13 protein-coding genes are annotated in these 15,830 nt (G+C 62.6%); 11 read left to right on the top strand and 2 right to left on the bottom strand.

Annotated elements, in window-relative coordinates; genetic code table 11:
• Positions 1-13 precede the first annotated feature (13 nt).
• From ACB037_RS08990 to ACB037_RS08960, 7 genes are all read left to right on the top strand, one after another.
• A complete protein-coding gene (locus tag ACB037_RS08990; protein ID WP_371175221.1) occupies positions 14-1,474 on the top strand; it encodes a tetratricopeptide repeat protein in 1,461 nt (486 codons plus the stop codon).
• 5 nt (positions 1,475-1,479) lie between these two features.
• Positions 1,480-3,015 carry a hypothetical protein gene (locus ACB037_RS08985; RefSeq protein WP_371175257.1) on the top strand — a complete coding sequence of 512 codons (1,536 nt, stop codon included), beginning with the start codon at positions 1,480-1,482 and terminating at the stop codon, positions 3,013-3,015.
• Positions 3,016-3,045: 30 nt separating this feature from the next.
• Positions 3,046-3,636: a sigma-70 family RNA polymerase sigma factor gene (locus tag ACB037_RS08980; protein WP_286701106.1), complete on the top strand. Its 591-nt coding sequence runs from the start codon at positions 3,046-3,048 to the stop codon at positions 3,634-3,636.
• Positions 3,629-4,372, top strand: coding sequence for a DUF3379 domain-containing protein (locus tag ACB037_RS08975; RefSeq protein ID WP_326510723.1), 744 nt, complete (start codon positions 3,629-3,631; stop codon positions 4,370-4,372). The genes ACB037_RS08980 and ACB037_RS08975 overlap by 8 nt, the downstream gene beginning before the upstream one ends.
• Before the next feature lie 408 nt (positions 4,373-4,780).
• A complete protein-coding gene (locus ACB037_RS08970) occupies positions 4,781-6,052 on the top strand; it encodes an outer membrane protein transport protein (RefSeq protein ID WP_041211385.1) in 1,272 nt (423 codons plus the stop codon).
• 251 nt (positions 6,053-6,303) lie between these two features.
• Positions 6,304-7,560 (top strand): outer membrane protein transport protein, encoded by a 1,257-nt coding sequence (locus ACB037_RS08965; protein ID WP_323951792.1) that lies wholly within the window; start codon positions 6,304-6,306, stop codon positions 7,558-7,560.
• A gap of 116 nt (positions 7,561-7,676) precedes the next feature.
• Complete coding sequence (locus ACB037_RS08960) at positions 7,677-8,918, top strand: EAL and HDOD domain-containing protein (RefSeq protein WP_202042508.1); 1,242 nt, start codon at positions 7,677-7,679, stop codon at positions 8,916-8,918.
• Positions 8,919-8,979: 61 nt separating this feature from the next.
• Here ACB037_RS08960 and ACB037_RS08955 read toward each other — a convergent pair whose 3' ends face one another.
• Complete coding sequence (locus ACB037_RS08955) at positions 8,980-10,146, bottom strand: thiolase family protein (RefSeq protein WP_139737810.1); 1,167 nt, start codon at positions 10,144-10,146, stop codon at positions 8,980-8,982.
• A 132-nt stretch (positions 10,147-10,278) separates the two neighbouring features.
• Here ACB037_RS08955 and ACB037_RS08950 point away from each other — a divergent pair, with 132 nt between their 5' ends.
• Positions 10,279-10,677: a MerR family DNA-binding transcriptional regulator gene (locus ACB037_RS08950; protein ID WP_010674655.1), complete on the top strand. Its 399-nt coding sequence runs from the start codon at positions 10,279-10,281 to the stop codon at positions 10,675-10,677.
• Positions 10,678-10,784: 107 nt separating this feature from the next.
• Here the strand turns inward: ACB037_RS08950 and ACB037_RS08945 are convergent, their stop codons facing one another.
• Positions 10,785-12,029: a dicarboxylate/amino acid:cation symporter gene (locus ACB037_RS08945; protein WP_041215213.1), complete on the bottom strand. Its 1,245-nt coding sequence runs from the start codon at positions 12,027-12,029 to the stop codon at positions 10,785-10,787.
• Between the two features lie 268 nt (positions 12,030-12,297).
• Between ACB037_RS08945 and ACB037_RS08940 the strand changes: the two genes are divergently transcribed.
• From ACB037_RS08940 to ACB037_RS08930, 3 genes are all read left to right on the top strand, one after another.
• Positions 12,298-12,582, top strand: a complete 285-nt coding sequence (locus ACB037_RS08940; RefSeq protein ID WP_162624626.1) for a pyrimidine/purine nucleoside phosphorylase — start codon at positions 12,298-12,300, stop codon at positions 12,580-12,582.
• Positions 12,583-12,738: 156 nt separating this feature from the next.
• Complete coding sequence (locus ACB037_RS08935; RefSeq protein ID WP_326510690.1) at positions 12,739-14,121, top strand: L-serine ammonia-lyase; 1,383 nt, start codon at positions 12,739-12,741, stop codon at positions 14,119-14,121.
• A 284-nt stretch (positions 14,122-14,405) separates the two neighbouring features.
• The gene (locus tag ACB037_RS08930; RefSeq protein ID WP_039039104.1) at positions 14,406-15,776 is read left to right on the top strand and encodes an L-serine ammonia-lyase; all 1,371 of its coding nucleotides are present in this window, start codon (positions 14,406-14,408) and stop codon (positions 15,774-15,776) included.
• The last annotated feature ends 54 nt before the right edge of the window (positions 15,777-15,830 follow it).

Below are 15,830 nucleotides of genomic sequence, written 5' to 3'. Positions count from 1 at the left end.
TGATGGTGGCACCATGGAGCTGATCTTGCTGCGCCCCCTCTGGTTGCTGGCCCTGCTCCCCTGGCTGTGGCAGGGGTGGCGCCGCCGCCGCGATCCCGGCTTGCTCTCCCCGGCCATGCAGGCCTATCTGCTGCCGAGCCGCCATCGGGCCATCCCCTGGCGCTGGCTTGCCTGTCTGCCGGTGATCCTCGCGCTCTCGGGCCCCGCCCTGCGCCAGCAGAGTCTCCCCATGCCGAGCCCGGCCCTCGATATCTGGCTGATGGATCTCTCCGACTCCATGCTGGCACAGGATCTGGCGCCGGACCGGGCAACCCGGGTAAGGCTGGGATTGCAGGAGATGCTGGCCGACATAGCGCGGCAGGACGCGGCCCATCCCATCGCCCTCATCCTGTTTGCCGGGGATGCCTACCTCGCCATGCCTCCCACCCGGGATCATCAGGCCATCGCCCTGCTGCTGCCGGACCTGCGCCCGGCCATCATGCCTGTCCAGGGCAGCGCCCCCGAGCGCGCCGTGGCCCTGGCCCTCACCCTGATCCCGCCGGGCCAGTCCGCCCGTCTGCTGCTCGTGACCGACGGCCTCTCCGGGACAGCGCGCGATCGCATCGCCGCCCTCTGGCCCTGCCTCAACGACCTGTTCTGCAAGGCAGGCTCGGCCCCGCGGCTCGACATCCTGCTGGCCAGCGGGGGCAAGGAGACTCGGCTACCCGGCGTGGCCGCCGAGCGCTGGCAGCTCGGCAGCCCGATCGGCCACACCTTGCCGGCGCCCGACGAGGAGGCCATGACCGCCCTTGCCGCCAGTACCGGAGGCAGGCTGGCCTGGCTTGATTCCGGCCTGCCCCGCTTTGCCCCCCTGCCCATGGGCCAGACCCTGACGCAGGGGCAATCCCGGGATCTCGGCCCCTGGCTGCTCATCACCTTGCTCCCCCTGGCGCTGCTGGCGCGGATCGGCGCCCACTGGCTGCTGGTGATCCTCGTCATTGGCGTCGCGCCCCCTTCCCTGCAGGCGGCCTCCCGACAAGATGAAGCAGGCTGGCAGGCTTATCGCCAGGGACACTATCGGGAAGCGGCCAACGCCTTCCAGGATCCGGTCTGGCAAGGCAACGCCAGGTATAGAGCCGGGGATTACGCCAGGGCCGTCGCCGCCTATGGCAGGGCAAACAGCGCCACCGCCCACTACAACAGGGGCAATGCCCTGGTCTGGCTCGGGGATCTTGCCGCCGCGGAGCAGGCCTATCTGAGCGCCCTTCGCCTTGAACCTGGGCACAGGGATGCCTTGCACAACCTGGCCCTGCTACGGGCCAACCCGCCGCAGACAACGCCCTCGGCAAATGCCCCGGCGCAGGCCGACACTCCCGACCCCGCCCGCGCCTCAGAGGCTCCTCGCCCCCCGGCGCCCCCCGTGCTGCTGCTGGAGCAGCGCCTTCGCAAGGAGGCCCTGCGCCGCCCCCTGATCAAGGTGGAGGAGCCCTGGTGATCCTCGTGCTGCGCTTGCTCTCCCCCCGGATCGGCTGCTGGCTGCTGCTCGCCCTGTGCGCCATGCGGGTGCAGGCCGCTCCTGCCGAGGCCGAGCTGTTGCCGGGGGCGAGCGAGCGCGACTGGCTGCTCATCATCGAGGCCGACGGGATGTACCGCGATGAGGATCTCAACCTGCAACCGCTGCTGCGCCAGTTTGCGGTCGGGCGGGTCAGCATCCAGCGGGTCAGTGCCCAGAGCCGCAGCCTGACCCGCTGGCAGATCCCCCTGCACCTGCTCGATACCAGTCCGCGCCAGGTGCCCTCCCTGCCCCTTGGCGCCGATCTCACCCCCTCCCTGGTGGTGCCGACACGTTCCCTGGACGGCACCCTGATGCCAGCACAAGACCCGGTATTCTCTCCGGTCGAGCTGCAGGCCCGGGTGCTCCATGAGGGGAATCTCTACCCCGGCCAGCCCTTCATCTATGAGCTGACCCTCTGGCTGCCTGCCAACCTGGAGGCCCCCAACCTCGGCGAGCCCATCACCCCGGCCTTTACCATTCGCCGCCTTGGCGAGGATCGCTGGGACTCTCCCGCCAGCCCCGGCCTGCCAGGACGTCTCACGCGAAAATGGCTGCTGCAGGCCAAAGGGCCCGGGCTCCATCCCGTCGAATCCCCCCGCTTCCAGGGGCGGTTGCCGCACCAGGACCAGGCCGGTGCGACTGCACCGGGCAACGCGGGGGATCTGCTGTCCGCCAGGGCAGCGACCCTCTTCATCAAGGTGGACAAGGCCCCCCTGGAGCCGGTGGCGAGCAGCCTGGTGTTGCGCCAGCAGTTCAGCCCGGCGCAGGCCAGGGTGGGTGAGCCGGTGATCCGCACCCTCACCCTGGTGATGGAAGGGGGGGATGGCAACCGCCTGCCCCCCTTGCCGGCCCCACCCCTGCCCGCCGGCCTCTCCATGAAGCCGGACGGCGAGCAGCAGCAGGAGCGATTCGTGGCCGAGGGGGCGCTTCGCTTCGAGCGCCAGTGGCGCCAGGCCCTGACCGCCGACGAGGCGGGGCGCTATGTGCTGCCCCCCCAGACCCTGCGCTGGTTCAACACCCAGAACGGTCGCATCGAGGAGGCGCGCCTGCCCGCACATCCTCTGGTGTTCACGGCAAGGGAGAGCGCCACTCCCGCCTCCCCCGCACTAGGGGTCCAGTATCTCTATTGGGTGCTCCTGGCCATCCTGCTGCGGGCATTCATGCGCCGCTGGCCGCGCTGGCGCGCCTTCTATCGCCTGCAACGGGCCCTCGCCACGGGCTCTCCTGACGAGGCCAGGGAAACCCTGCTGACCTGGGCCGTCCTGCGCTGGGACACCCCCTGTCTGCATCTGGCCAGGCTGCCCTGTCACCGCGACCCCGCCATGGGGGCGCTGCTGGACGGCCTGGATCGGGCCTGTTTTTCCCCCAAGCGAGTCCCTGGCGAACACCTGCCCAGGCAGGTGCTCGCCAGGGAGTTGTGCACCTGGGAGAGCTTTGCGATAGCCTATGGTCTTCGAATACTGGCGTGGATGCGTGCATGATGCGCCCCTCATGAAACAGGACACCCCTTTATGGCGTTAGGTTTTTTCAGAAGAAAAAGGGCCGACACGGGAAAGGATCCCTGCGCTTCTCCGGTCTATGAGGAGATGGCAGACAAACAAACCAAGTACGAAGCCCTGGTGCACGCCCTGCACGGAGACATCTACCGCTACGCCTACTGGCTGTGCCGGGATCCGCAAATCGCCGAGGATCTGGTGCAGGAGACTTTCCTGCGCGCCTGGAAGGCGATAGATACCCTGCTGGACGACAAGGCTGCCAAGGCGTGGCTCATCACCATATTGCGGCGGGAGAATGCCCGCCGCTTTGAGCGAAAGCAGTTCGATCTCGTCGACCTCGACGAGCACCCCCTGCGGGATCAGGGTGTCCTGCCAAGCGAGCAGGAGATGGAGCACGAATGGCTCAGGCGCCACATCGCCCGCCTGCCTGCCGAGTATCAGGAGCCGCTGCTGCTGCAGGTACTGGGGGGATTCAGCGGGGAGGAGATCGCCGAGCAACTCGGCCTGAACAAGAACACCGTCATGACAAGGCTGTTTCGCGCCCGCAACCAGATAAAAGAGGCCATGGAGTCTGCGAAACAACAGAGAGGACACACCAATGGATGAGCTTGAATTTCGCCGCCGGGCCATCACTCACCCCTCGGACAGGGATCCCGCCTTCCTGAAAGCCGCCGAGGCGTCACCGGCCAATCGCAAGCATCTGGACGAGATGCAGCAGCTCGAGCGCCAGGTGCGCAGCACTCTGGAAGTGGACGTACCGGCCGGTCTTGCGGAGCGGATCCTGCTCAGGCAGGCGATGGCAGCCGAAGAGGAGCAGGTGGTTCCGCTACCCGTCGCCCCTGCACGCACGCCATGGCGCGCTCTGGCCATCGCGGCCTCGGTCGCCTTCCTGCTCGGCATGAGCACCCGCTGGATCAGCTGGCCTGTCGCACCGGACACCCTGTCGCTGGCTCAAGTCGCCATGTCCCACGTTTATGGGGAAGAGCCCTTCATTCATGCGGTGGATGAGCGGGTCAGCCTGCACACCATCAACGCGAAAATGGAGAAATATGGCGCCACCCTGAGCGAGATGCCGGGCATGAAGGTAACCTATGTCAACCACTGCGCCTTCTACCAGGGACCGGCCCTGCACATGGTGCTGCAGGGCAAGATGGGACCGGTCACCCTGTTCCTCGTCCCCAAGCACCTGCCATTGACGATCCAGTCCGATTTTGCAGACGGGACCCTCAAGGGGGAGATACTGCCGCTCAAGGGGGCCAACATGGTGCTCATCGGAGACATGCAGGAACCCCTCGCCCCGGTTGCCCGCCAGCTTGAGTCACGTCTGCACTGGTCCATTTAACAGACCTTGACCCAGGCTGACTCGTCCTCCGCCTCAGCCACATCACAGGCAGACATCCTCATTGTCTGCCTGTTCATCCCCACATCCCCGCATGTTCCCGCCCATTGCCCGCGCGAAGTCACATTTTTACTATTTATTTTAAATGACGCAAACGGCACCGTTTGTGCTTTATTTATCCAATAATAGATAAATCAGCCTAATAAAACGGCAAGTTAAAACAAATGATTAACACAATGGAAACTTTTATGTATTCTGCTGTCACTGGTCTGATTTCTTACCTCCTACCAGATCCATAGAATCACGCCAGCAATGAATGGGAAGAAGCTGACATAACAACAGATCATGTCGTCAATAGCCGCCAAAGAGCCGCGATGTCGACAGAAAATCTGCTTACAAAGAGAGAACACTATGACAACTGCCTTTTTCAAGAAAAGCCTGATCGCTGCGGCCGTGACCCTGGCCAGCACCCAGACCTTCGCCGCCGCGTTCCAGCTGAACGAGCACTCGGCCTCCGGTCTGGGGCGCGCCTACGCAGGTGAAGCAGCCATCGCCGACAACGCGGCCGTGCTGTCCCGCAACCCGGCGGCCATGACCACCTTCGACAAGATGGCACTGTCTGTATCCGGCACCTATATCAAGCCCGACGTGGACGTGGCTGGCGACATCTATGCCGGCCCCACCAAGCTGGCTCCGTCCAGCGAAAGCGACATCGCCCCCGATGCCTTCGTGCCGGCCACCTACTTTATCCAGCCCCTGAATGATCAGTGGGCCTGGGGGATCGGCCTCTTCTCCAACTACGGCCTTTCCACCGAATATTCCAAGACCTTCGCGGCCGGTGCCGGCGCCGGTGACACCGAGCTGCTGACCTTCAACATCAACCCCAACATCGCCTATCGCATCAACTCCAGCTTCAGCGTCGGTGCCGGCATCAATGCCGTCTACGCCGCCGCCGAGCTGAACCGTTATGCCGGTGCGCTTTCCGCCGCCATTCCGGGCGCCAACTCCGATACCCGTCTGGCGCACCTGAAGGGCGACACCTGGGGCTTTGGCTGGAACGTCGGCACCCTGTACGAGATCAACGACAACAACCGTCTCGCCCTGACCTACCGCTCCCAGGTGGACTTGAGCTTTGACGGCGACTTCCAGGGTGCCACCTCCGGCAATCGCGTCGTCGATGGCAACCTGAAACTGGATCTGCCGGCCCAGGCCGAGTTCGCAGGCTACCACCGCTTGAACCAGCAATTCGCTGTCCACTACTCCGTGAACTGGACCGACTGGAGCGCCTTCCAGGAGCTCAAGGCCACCAGCAGCAACTGCGCCGGCGGCGTGTGCCTGCAAAAAGACGAGAAGTTCAAGGACTCTGCCCGTTACGCCCTGGGCGGTACCTGGTACGTCAACCCGTCCTGGGAAGCCCGTATCGGCTTCGCCTACGACAACAGCCCCATCGAGCCGGAATACCGCAGCCTGAGCATTCCTGACTCCGACCGTATCTGGTACAGCGCCGGTGCCACCTACCACATCAATCCGGACATGAGCCTCGACTTCGGCATGGCCTATCTGGACGGCAAGGAAGTGGACGTGAACGAAGGCCTGCGCAACCACAGCGATGCGCTGCGCTGGAAGGGCACCTCTCACGGCAACGCCCTGCTGGCTTCCGCCCAGTTCAACATGAAATTCTGATTTTCATGTCATCATCAAGAGCGCCCCAGGGCGCTCTTTTTTTATCCAATTTCGCCAACTGAGCGCACAGCTGTAGTAAACAACTGTACTCTTTTCTTTTTTTATCAAGCTGTTATGGGGATTTCTTTCAGCATTTAATCCCGTTTTGCCGCACGTTCCCCTCTCCCCGTTGCCTTGCTTGTCATACCATATAAAATCCCGGCCCCAACCGAATAACAGAATGAACACCCAGTTCATCCCGAGGAAAGACCATGCATCCGACGTTCAAACCCTCCCTCATAGCCCTCTTGCTGCTGTCGAGCCAGGTGCAGGCTGCCGGCTTCCAGCTCGCGGAGCAATCCGCCACCGGCATGGGGCGTGCCTTCGCGGGTGAGGCCGCCATCGCCGACAATGCCAGCGTGCTCTCCCGCAATGCCGCCGCCATGACCCGGTTCGATACCCTGGCCTTCTCCGGCGGCGTTATCCACGTGCACCCCGACGTCAACATCGAGGGCACCACACGGGTGCCTACCCCCCAGGGGCCGGTCAGCCTGGATGCCGGAGCCCACGACATTGCGGGTGACGCCTGGGTGCCCAACGCCTATCTCATCGTGCCCCTCAACGAGCAATGGCGCCTCGGACTTGCCGCCACCTCCTATTACGGACTCGGGGTCAAGATGCCGGACAACTACAACGCCGGTCACTTCGGCAACGTCTCCGACATCAAGACCGTGGATCTGGGGGCCTCCCTTGCCTATCGCATCAACCGCGTCTGGTCCGTCGGGGCCGGTCTCTCCGCCATTCAGGGGGAAGGGGAAGTGGGCGGCACTTTCCCCTCCAACAACCAGATAGCCAAGCACCTGAAAGGGGATGGCTGGGCCATGGGCTGGAACCTGGGCACCCTGCTTGAGTTGTCGCAGGCAACCCGCGTCGGTCTCTCCTATCGCCACGACGTGACCCTGACCCTCTCCGGTGACGCCATCGGCATCGATCAAAGGGGCCAGCCCTTCACCGATACCGGCAGCCTGGATCTGCCTCTGCCCGCCACCGCCGAGCTGGCTCTGTTCCATCAACTCACCCCGGCCCTGGCGCTGCATTCGAGCATCAACTGGACCAACTGGAGCAAGTTCGTGCAGCTCGAATCCGAGCTCGACCACCACGGCACCATGCACATCAAGGAGGAGCACTGGGAAGACAGTTGGCGCTATGCCCTGGGGATGACCTACCAGCTGGCCCCCCAGTGGCAACTGCGCTCCGGTATCGCCTACGACCGCAGCCCGGTCCCGGCGGATCGCCGCACCATCTCCATCCCCGACTCGGATCGGGTCTGGTACAGCGCTGGCGTAGGCTACCAGATTGACCGCCACCTCTCGCTGGATCTGGGGCTGACCCTGATCGACGGCAAGAAGGTGGACGTGAGCGAAACCATGCAGCTCAGGCCCGGCATCCCGCAGACCACCTCCACTTTCAATGGCACCTCGGAAGGGGATGCCTGGCTCGCCGGCCTGCAGCTCAACTACCTGTTCTGACACCCCGGGTTTCCTGACAAATAGTATGCCAGTTGTTGACCTTCCCGACCGGTCGGCACTGGCATAGTGATCCGCTTCACCATAGAATCAAGCCTGTAACCATGGTGGAGAGATGCATGTATTCCTATGTAGCAAGGCAGCCCATTCTGGATCGGGAGTTGAACACCCAAGCCTATGAGCTGCTGTTTCGCGACAGCCTGGACAATGTATTTCCCTCCGTCTCCGCACAGCAGGCCACTTCCAGGCTGGTTGCCGAGCAGTTCTTGCAGCAGAACATCGATCATCTCATCGGAGATCACCCCTGCTACATCAATTTCCCCCACTCCCTGTTGCTGGATGGATTGGCCGAATGCCTCCCCCGTGACAAGGTGGTGATCGAGATCCTGGAGGATGCCGAGCCCGACGATGCGCTGCTGGAAAAAGTGATCCAGCTCTATGGGCTGGGCTATCGGTTGGCGCTGGATGACTTCACCATGGTCTCAGACTGGGACAGGTTCCTCCCCTACATCCATATCATCAAGTTCGACCTGCGCAGCACGCCGCAACCCTGCATCGAGCACTTCATGGCGAATCATCGCCACCTGCCCCTCACCTATCTGGCCGAGAAAGTCGAGGATCAGGCCGAGTTCGAGCGGATGAAGCAGCTCGGCGTCACCCTGTTCCAGGGATTTTTCTTCAGCCGCCCCCAGATGGTGCAACAGCCCACCATACCGCCGGCCCAGCTGGTGGTGATGCAGCTGCTCGAGGTGGTCAATCAGACCGAGCCGGATCTGGACAAGATTGAGCAACTGCTCAACCAGGATCTCACCCTCTCCCTCAAGCTGCTGCGCTACATCAACCACCTCAAGCGTTTCCCCCAGCCCATCGCCTCGTTTCGCCAGGCCGCAAGTTCCCTGGGGCACGCCCAGCTCAAGCGCTTCGTCGCCCTGATCGCCGCCACCAGTGCGGGAAGTGAAAAGAGCGCCGAACTCCACCAGATGTCCCTCATCAGAGCCCGGTTCTGCGAACTGCTGGCCCAGACCCATGCGCCCGCAGAGCAGGCACAGCAAGCCTTTGTCACCGGCCTCTTCTCCCTGCTGGACGTGCTCATGGGCGAACCGCTGGATCAGCTGCTCGGCTCCATTCCCCTGACCGACGACATTCGTGCCGCCCTGCTCACCCGCAAGGGCAAGCTCGGGTTCTACCTGGCGTTCTGTGAAGATTTCGAGAAAGCCGACTGGCAGCGGGTCGCCGCCAACACCGTCCGGCTCGGCCTCAACGAAGAGAAGGTCAGCCACCTCTATCTGAGCGCCACCGCCTGGGTCAACCAGCAGCTTCAGGCCATGGAAGAGCAACCGGTCCACTCCCACCAGAAATGACAACGTCCCTCTTGAAGGGACGTTGTCATTTCATCAAGCCGCAGCAATCTCACCCACGCATTCAGCCTGCCTCGATGGCGATGGCCGTTGCCTCCCCTCCCCCGATGCACAGGCTCGCCACCCCTCGTCTGAGCCCGCGGGCACGCAGGGCATGGATCAGGGTCACCAGGATGCGGGCGCCACTGGCGCCAAGAGGGTGCCCCAGCGCACAGGCCCCGCCGTTCACGTTCAACTTGTGATGGGGAATGCCGCACCCTGCCATGGCCAGCATGCTCACCATGGCGAATGCCTCGTTCACCTCGAACAGGTCCACCTCCTCCACCGACCAGCCCACCCGGGCCAGCAACTTGTCGATGGCGCCGACGGGGGCACTGGTAAACTCCGCCGGCAAGGCGGCGTGACTCTGGTAACCCACTACCCTGGCCAGCACCGGCAATCCGAGCCGGGCAGCGCTCTCGCCCCGCATCACTACCAGGACTGCCGCCCCGTCCGAGATGGAGCTGGCATTGGCCGCCGTGATGGTACCGTGCTTGCTGAAGGCCGGCTTGAGGCCGGGGATCTTGTCGGGCCTGGCTTTGCCCGGTTGCTCATCCTCGGCCAGCAGCAGGGTATCCTCAGAGGTCATGACGGGAGCCAGTTCCGCGGCAAAGGCACCGCTGCGCTGCGCCGTCAGCGCCCGCTCCAGGGAGGCGATGGCAAAGGCATCCATGTCGGCCCGGGTCAGTCCGCTGCGATCGGCACTCAACTGGGCGTAATGCCCCATGAGATGGCCTTCGTAGGCATCCTGCAAGCCGTCCAGGAACATGTGATCGAGCACGCTCTGGTGCCCCATGCGAAAACCGCTGCGCGCCTTGTCCAGCAGATAGGGGGCGCGGCTCATGCTCTCCATGCCCCCCGCCACCACGACCTCGGCCTCCCCCAGGCGCAGGCTGTCCGCCGCCAGCATCACCGCCTTCATGCCGGAGCCGCACACCTTGTTGATGGTGGTACAGGGCACGCTGTCCGGCAGCCCCCCCTTGAGCGCCGCCTGGCGGGCTGGCGCCTGGCCGACCCCTGCGCTCAGCACGTTACCCATATAGACCTCATTGACCTGCTCCCCCGTCATCCCGGCCTGCGCCAGCGCGGCGCGGATGGCGCAGGCGCCAAGCTCGGGGGCACCGAGCGCGCTCAGGGCCCCCTGGAAGGCCCCCATGGGGGTACGTTTGGCCGCCACAATCACGATATCCATCGATAGCACTCTCCTTGTTACATCGGGATAACATATGCTGCGACCGCGACAGGAACAAGACTTGCGGGGAAGTTGACGTTTGGGTAAGGTGCCAGCCTGCATTGACAACCAGATGGCAGCCAAGACAGCCCCATGACCAAATCCAGGGACGACACCCGCACCTTCAGCATCAGCGAACTGGCTCGCGAGTTCGATGTGACCACCCGCAGCATCCGCTTCTACGAGGATCAGGGCCTGCTCAACCCAACCCGCCAGGGACAGCACAGGATCTACAGCCGTCAGGACAGGGTGCGGCTCAAGCTGACCCTGCGTGGCAAGCGTCTGGGCTTCAGCCTCGCAGAGATCCGGGAGTTGTTCGATCTCTACGATGCGGACAAGAGCAGCCGCTCCCAGTTGCAGACCATGCTGGGGCTGGTGGCCGACAAGCGGGAGACCCTGCAGCAGCAGCTGGAAGATATCCAGATGGTCCTGCTGGAGCTGGAGGCGGCCGAACAGCGCTGCCGCCAGGCCCTGGCACACCTCTCCCCCTGAGTCACGCAGACGGGCGAGGCAAGCGGGGATCACCGCCAGCAAATAAACACAAATGAAAGAGGGAGGCTTGAAGCCTCCCTCTTGTCATGCATCGTGGACGACCGATATCAGGCCTCCTTGCTCCAGCGGTTCGGATCGTAATCCGGGCTGTAGCGATCGACGATGATGGCACAGGCCGCATCGCCGGTGATGTTCAGCGCGGTGCGGATCATGTCGAACAGACGATCCAGCGCGAACAGCAGCGGCAGACCCTCGATGGGAATCCCGGCCGCCAGCAGCACGGCAACCACCAGGAAGCTCGGGCCCGGTACACCGGCCTGACCGATGGCACCCAGGGTGGAGGTGACGATGATCGCCGCCCAGGCACCCATGGAAAGATCGATGTTATAGACCTGGGCGAAGAAGATGGCGACCAGGCCGTAATAGATGGCATTGCCGCTCATGTTGATGGTGGCGCCCAGCGGCAGCACGAAGGAAGCGGTGGCGTTGGTCACCTTCAGATCGCGCTCGCAGGTCTCCATGTTGACCGGCAGGGTCGCCATGGAAGAGGCGGTGGAGAAGGCCACGATCTGCGGCTTCTTCATCGCGGAGAAGTACTTGCGTACCGGCGTGTTGGAGAAGAACGCGATCAGCAGCGGATAGACCACAAAGCCGAAGATGAGGATGGCGGCGACATAGACGACGAACAGCTTGAGCACCAGAGTCAGCACGTCGAAGCCGTAGGTGCCGATGGCGTCGGCCATCAGGCCGAAGACGCCGATGGGGGCGATCAGCATCACCTTGTTGATCATCCAGACGAAGGCGTCCACCAGGGTGTTGAGCCCGTCTACCAGCGGCTTGGCGCGCTCACGGGGCTGCTTGGCCAGGGCGATGCCGAGGAACATGCAGAACACCAGGATCTGCAGGATGTTGGCCTCGTTCAAGGCGCTGAACACGTTGGTCGGGATCATGCCAAGCAGGGTGGCCACCGCATCGGGCAGTGCACCCTTGTCGGCGTAGTCGCCGGAGAACATGGCCGCAGTGGCGCCAAAGTCAACGCCCACACCAGGTTTGAACACCTGACCCATCACCAGCGCCAGGAACACCGCCAGTGCGGAGGTGCCGAGGAAGAAGGCGAGCGTGGTGACGCCAATCTTGCCAGCAGCGGGGCTGGCCCCCAGGTTGGCGGCCCCGGACAGGATGGCCACCGCCACCAGCGGGATCACCAGCATCTTGATCAGCTGGATAAACAGGGTGCCGAGCGGCGCAAACACCGTGGCTTGCTCTCCCATGAGCGCCCCGACCAGCGCGCCCAGCACCATGGCCACCACTACCTGGAAGCCGATGTTTTTGATTAATCCTTTTGTTAACACAGAATGTTCCTTTATTTAGCAATTACTCACACTTTTACAGCGTAAATGACCACCCAGAGCGTCAAATCCTCTCCATTGCTCTGGCGGTGCGCTTTATCTCATATTTGCGCCCCGTTTTACATCAGAATCCGTTAACGAAATGCATTGATAACTTTATGAGAAAGTAAAGCCTCAAAAGAGACACGGCTGTTTTTGCTCCTTTTACCATGACAACATCCAAAACAGTGTGCTACGTTGGCTCTGCAAACGTGCATACAGGGAAGAAAAGATGCTGAAAGTTAACGAGTATTTTGACGGAAATGTTAAATCTATCGGTTTCGAGCAAAAAGGTGAGAAATCTACCGTTGGTGTGATGGAAGCGGGCGAGTACCTGTTCAATACCGCCGCCCCGGAGCGCATGACGGTGATCAAGGGCGCCCTCACCATCCAGCTGGCCGACGAAGATGAGTGGCACACCTACCAGCAGGGGGAATCCTTCGACGTGGCCGGTCACTCCTCCTTCAAGCTGGAAGTGAAGATCGCCTCCGCCTATCTGTGCGAGTTTCTCGACTGATGTATCACGGGCGCCATGGGATGCCGAGCGGCTCCCCCATGGCGCGCCTCTCCCGCGCCCATTTCCCTACCGCCATCACACCCCGCTATCTCCCCCCTTTTCAACGACTACAAAAAATTTACAATGTTTAGACGAAATCCATAATTGGAGTACGTCATGATCAGTGTCTTCGACATGTTTTCCATCGGGATAGGCCCCTCCTCCTCCCATACCGTGGGACCGATGCGGGCCGCCTGCGCCTTCATCCAGACCCTCAAAGCGAACGCACTCCTCTCCCGTACCGGACGCGTCGTCGTCGAGTGCTACGGCTCACTGGGCCAGACCGGCAAGGGGCACGGCACCGGCAAGGCCATCATCCTGGGACTGGCCGGATTTGAACCCGAATCCGTGGACATCGAGGCCATTCCCGCCTTCCTCGCCCAGGTAGAGCAGACCCAGACCCTCTGCCTTGGCGGCGAGCAACCCAGCGAATTTCCCCGCATCGGCGCCATCCTCTTCAACCGGCGCAAGACCCTTCCCGCCCACTCCAACGGCATGACCTTACGCGCCTATGAGGGTGACACCCTTGTGTTCGAGCAGACCTACTACTCCATCGGGGGCGGTTTCATCATCGAGGATAGTCACTTCGCCAACGCCCGGGAAGAGGCGGCCCGCTTCGATGCCGCCCACCCCATCCCCTATCCCTTCGAGAGCGGCGCCGAACTGCTGGCACAGTGCCAGGAGAGCGGCCTCTCCATCTCGGGACTGATGCTGGCCAACGAGAAGGTGTTTCGCTCGGAAGCGGAGATCAAGGCCGGGCTTCGCAAGATCTGGCAGGCGATGCAGGGGTGTGTGGAGCGTGGCTGCAAGAGCGAGGGGGTGCTGCCAGGCGGCCTCAAGGTCAAGCGCCGGGCTCCCGCCCTCTATCGCCAGCTCTGTGGCGAGACCAATTTCAACAAGGATCCGCTGATGGTGATGGAGTGGGTGGATCTCTTTGCGCTGGCCGTCAACGAGGAGAACGCCGCCGGGGGCCGGGTGGTGACGGCGCCGACCAACGGCGCAGCGGGCATCATCCCCGCGGTGTTGCACTATTACGATCGTTTCGTGCGCAAGGTGGATGACGAGCTGCTAATGCAGTACTTCCTCACCGCCGCCGCCATCGGCATCCTCTACAAGAAGAATGCCTCCCTCTCGGGGGCCGAGGTGGGCTGTCAGGGCGAGGTCGGCGTGGCCTGCTCCATGGCCGCTGGTGCCCTGGCCGAGCTGCTGGGCGCCAGCCCCGCCATCGTCGAGAACGCCGCCGAGATCGGCATGGAGCACAATCTCGGGCTGACCTGTGATCCCGTCGGTGGTCTGGTGCAGGTGCCCTGCATCGAGCGCAACGCCATGGGCGCAGTCAAGGCGATCAATGCCGCCCGCCTCGCCCTGCGTGGCACCGGCGAGCACAAGGTGTCGCTGGACAAGGTGATCAGAACCATGTGGGAAACCGGCAACGACATGAAGACCAAGTACAAGGAGACCGCCCGGGGCGGCCTTGCCGTCAACATCACCGAGTGTTAAGCCGCTGTGATAAAGCCGCATATGGCACTCGAATACCCGGCATCGCCGGGTATTTTTTTGCAAAACGTTTGTCTGGCGCTTAACAAAATGGATAACCATCAAAATAAATTTTATACTCGCGCCACGAATTCAACAAAAATAGATCTGTTTCAACTTTTTTTAGGCATTGAACCGTTACACTGTGGTTATCCGGTTCCCTGGCCTTTGTGACGACAGACCCGTCCCATGGATCCCTTTTCTGCGAGTGGGCATGGCGCCCCCTTCTACCCTGAGGTAATTGTTACATGATCAGCGTTTTTGATATCTTCAAAATCGGTGTTGGCCCCTCCTCTTCCCACACTGTCGGCCCCATGAAGGCAGCCAAACAGTTCGTGGATGAACTGCGTGCTGGCGGCAAGATCCGTGACATCACCCGGATCCAGGTCGATGTCTATGGCTCCCTCTCCTGGACCGGCAAAGGCCACCACACGGATACCGCCATCATCATGGGTCTGGCGGGCAACCTGCCGGAGAACGTCGACATCGACGCCATCCCAGAATTCATCTCCCGCGTGGAGCAGACCGGTCGTCTGCCCATCGGCCTGCACTGCCACACCGTCAGCTTCCCCAAGGGCGCCATGATCTTCCATGACGAGGCCCTGCCCCTGCACGAAAACGGCATGAGGCTGACTGCCTTCATCGAAGATGACGCCGTCTACAGCAAGACCTACTACTCCATCGGCGGTGGCTTCATCGTCGACGAAGAGAACTTTGGCAAGGGTGACAGCGGCGACATGTCCGTCAGCTATCCCTTCAAGAGTGCCGCCGAGCTCATCGCCCACTGCAGCCAGAGCGGTCTCTCCATCTCCGCCCTGATGATGGAAAACGAGAAGTGCTTCAACACCCCGGAAGAGATCTACAAGAAGCTTGGCAAGATCTGGACCACCATGCGGGAAGGGATCGAGCGCGGCTGCCGCACCGAGGGCGTCCTCTCCGGCCCGCTGCGCGTACCGCGCCGCGCCGCGCCGCTCTACCGCCAGCTGACCACCAACGAGAACCTCTCCAACGATCCCATGAACATCGTGGACTGGGTCAACATGTTCGCCCTGGCGGTGAGTGAAGAGAACGCCGCCGGTGGCCGCGTCGTCACCGCACCGACCAACGGCGCCGCCGGGATCATCCCGGCCGTGCTGGCCTACTACGACAAGTTCATCCAGCCGGTGGGCCGCGACGAGTACACCCGCTTCTATCTGGCCGCTGCCGCCGTCGGCATGCTCTACAAGATGAATGCGTCCATCTCCGGCGCCGAAGTGGGCTGCCAGGGTGAAGTGGGCGTCTCCTGCTCCATGGCCGCCGCCGGCCTGACCGAGCTGATGGGCGGCAGCCCCGAGCACGTCTGTGAAGCCGCCGAGATCGGCATGGAACACAACCTGGGTCTGACCTGCGACCCGGTGGCCGGCCAGGTACAGGTACCCTGCATCGAGCGCAACGCCATCGCCGCCATGAAGGCGGTCAACGCCTCCCGCATGGCCCTGCGTCGCACCTCCAAGCCGCGCGTGTCGCTGGACAAGGTGATCGAGACCATGTACATCACCGGCAAGGACATGGACTCAAAGTACCGCGAGACCTCCCGCGGTGGCCTGGCCATCAAGGTGATGCAGGTTGCCTGCGACTAACGCCGAGTTGCGATGACATGAAAAAAGCGGGATATATTCCCGCTTTTTTTTGGT

Source organism: Aeromonas sp. S19(2024) (genome assembly GCF_041402625.1).
Taxonomy (GTDB): Bacteria; Pseudomonadota; Gammaproteobacteria; order Enterobacterales; family Aeromonadaceae; genus Aeromonas; species Aeromonas caviae.
This window is presented reverse-complemented; position numbering and strand designations above follow the sequence as displayed.

What these genes read in the sequence shown, in the direction of transcription:
- ACB037_RS08960 (WP_202042508.1), top strand. Translation starts at nt 7,677, where the DNA reads ATGTATTCCTATGTAGCAAGGCAGCCCATTCTGGATCGGGAGTTGAAC.
- ACB037_RS08930 (WP_039039104.1), top strand. Translation starts at nt 14,406, where the DNA reads ATGATCAGCGTTTTTGATATCTTCAAAATCGGTGTTGGCCCCTCCTCT.
- ACB037_RS08980 (WP_286701106.1), top strand. Translation starts at nt 3,046, where the DNA reads ATGGCGTTAGGTTTTTTCAGAAGAAAAAGGGCCGACACGGGAAAGGAT.
- ACB037_RS08955 (WP_139737810.1), bottom strand. Translation starts at nt 10,146, where the DNA reads ATGGATATCGTGATTGTGGCGGCCAAACGTACCCCCATGGGGGCCTTC.
- ACB037_RS08940 (WP_162624626.1), top strand. Translation starts at nt 12,298, where the DNA reads ATGCTGAAAGTTAACGAGTATTTTGACGGAAATGTTAAATCTATCGGT.
- ACB037_RS08965 (WP_323951792.1), top strand. Translation starts at nt 6,304, where the DNA reads ATGCATCCGACGTTCAAACCCTCCCTCATAGCCCTCTTGCTGCTGTCG.
- ACB037_RS08950 (WP_010674655.1), top strand. Translation starts at nt 10,279, where the DNA reads ATGACCAAATCCAGGGACGACACCCGCACCTTCAGCATCAGCGAACTG.
- ACB037_RS08935 (WP_326510690.1), top strand. Translation starts at nt 12,739, where the DNA reads ATGATCAGTGTCTTCGACATGTTTTCCATCGGGATAGGCCCCTCCTCC.
- ACB037_RS08990 (WP_371175221.1), top strand. Translation starts at nt 14, where the DNA reads ATGGAGCTGATCTTGCTGCGCCCCCTCTGGTTGCTGGCCCTGCTCCCC.
- ACB037_RS08970 (WP_041211385.1), top strand. Translation starts at nt 4,781, where the DNA reads ATGACAACTGCCTTTTTCAAGAAAAGCCTGATCGCTGCGGCCGTGACC.
- ACB037_RS08975 (WP_326510723.1), top strand. Translation starts at nt 3,629, where the DNA reads ATGGATGAGCTTGAATTTCGCCGCCGGGCCATCACTCACCCCTCGGAC.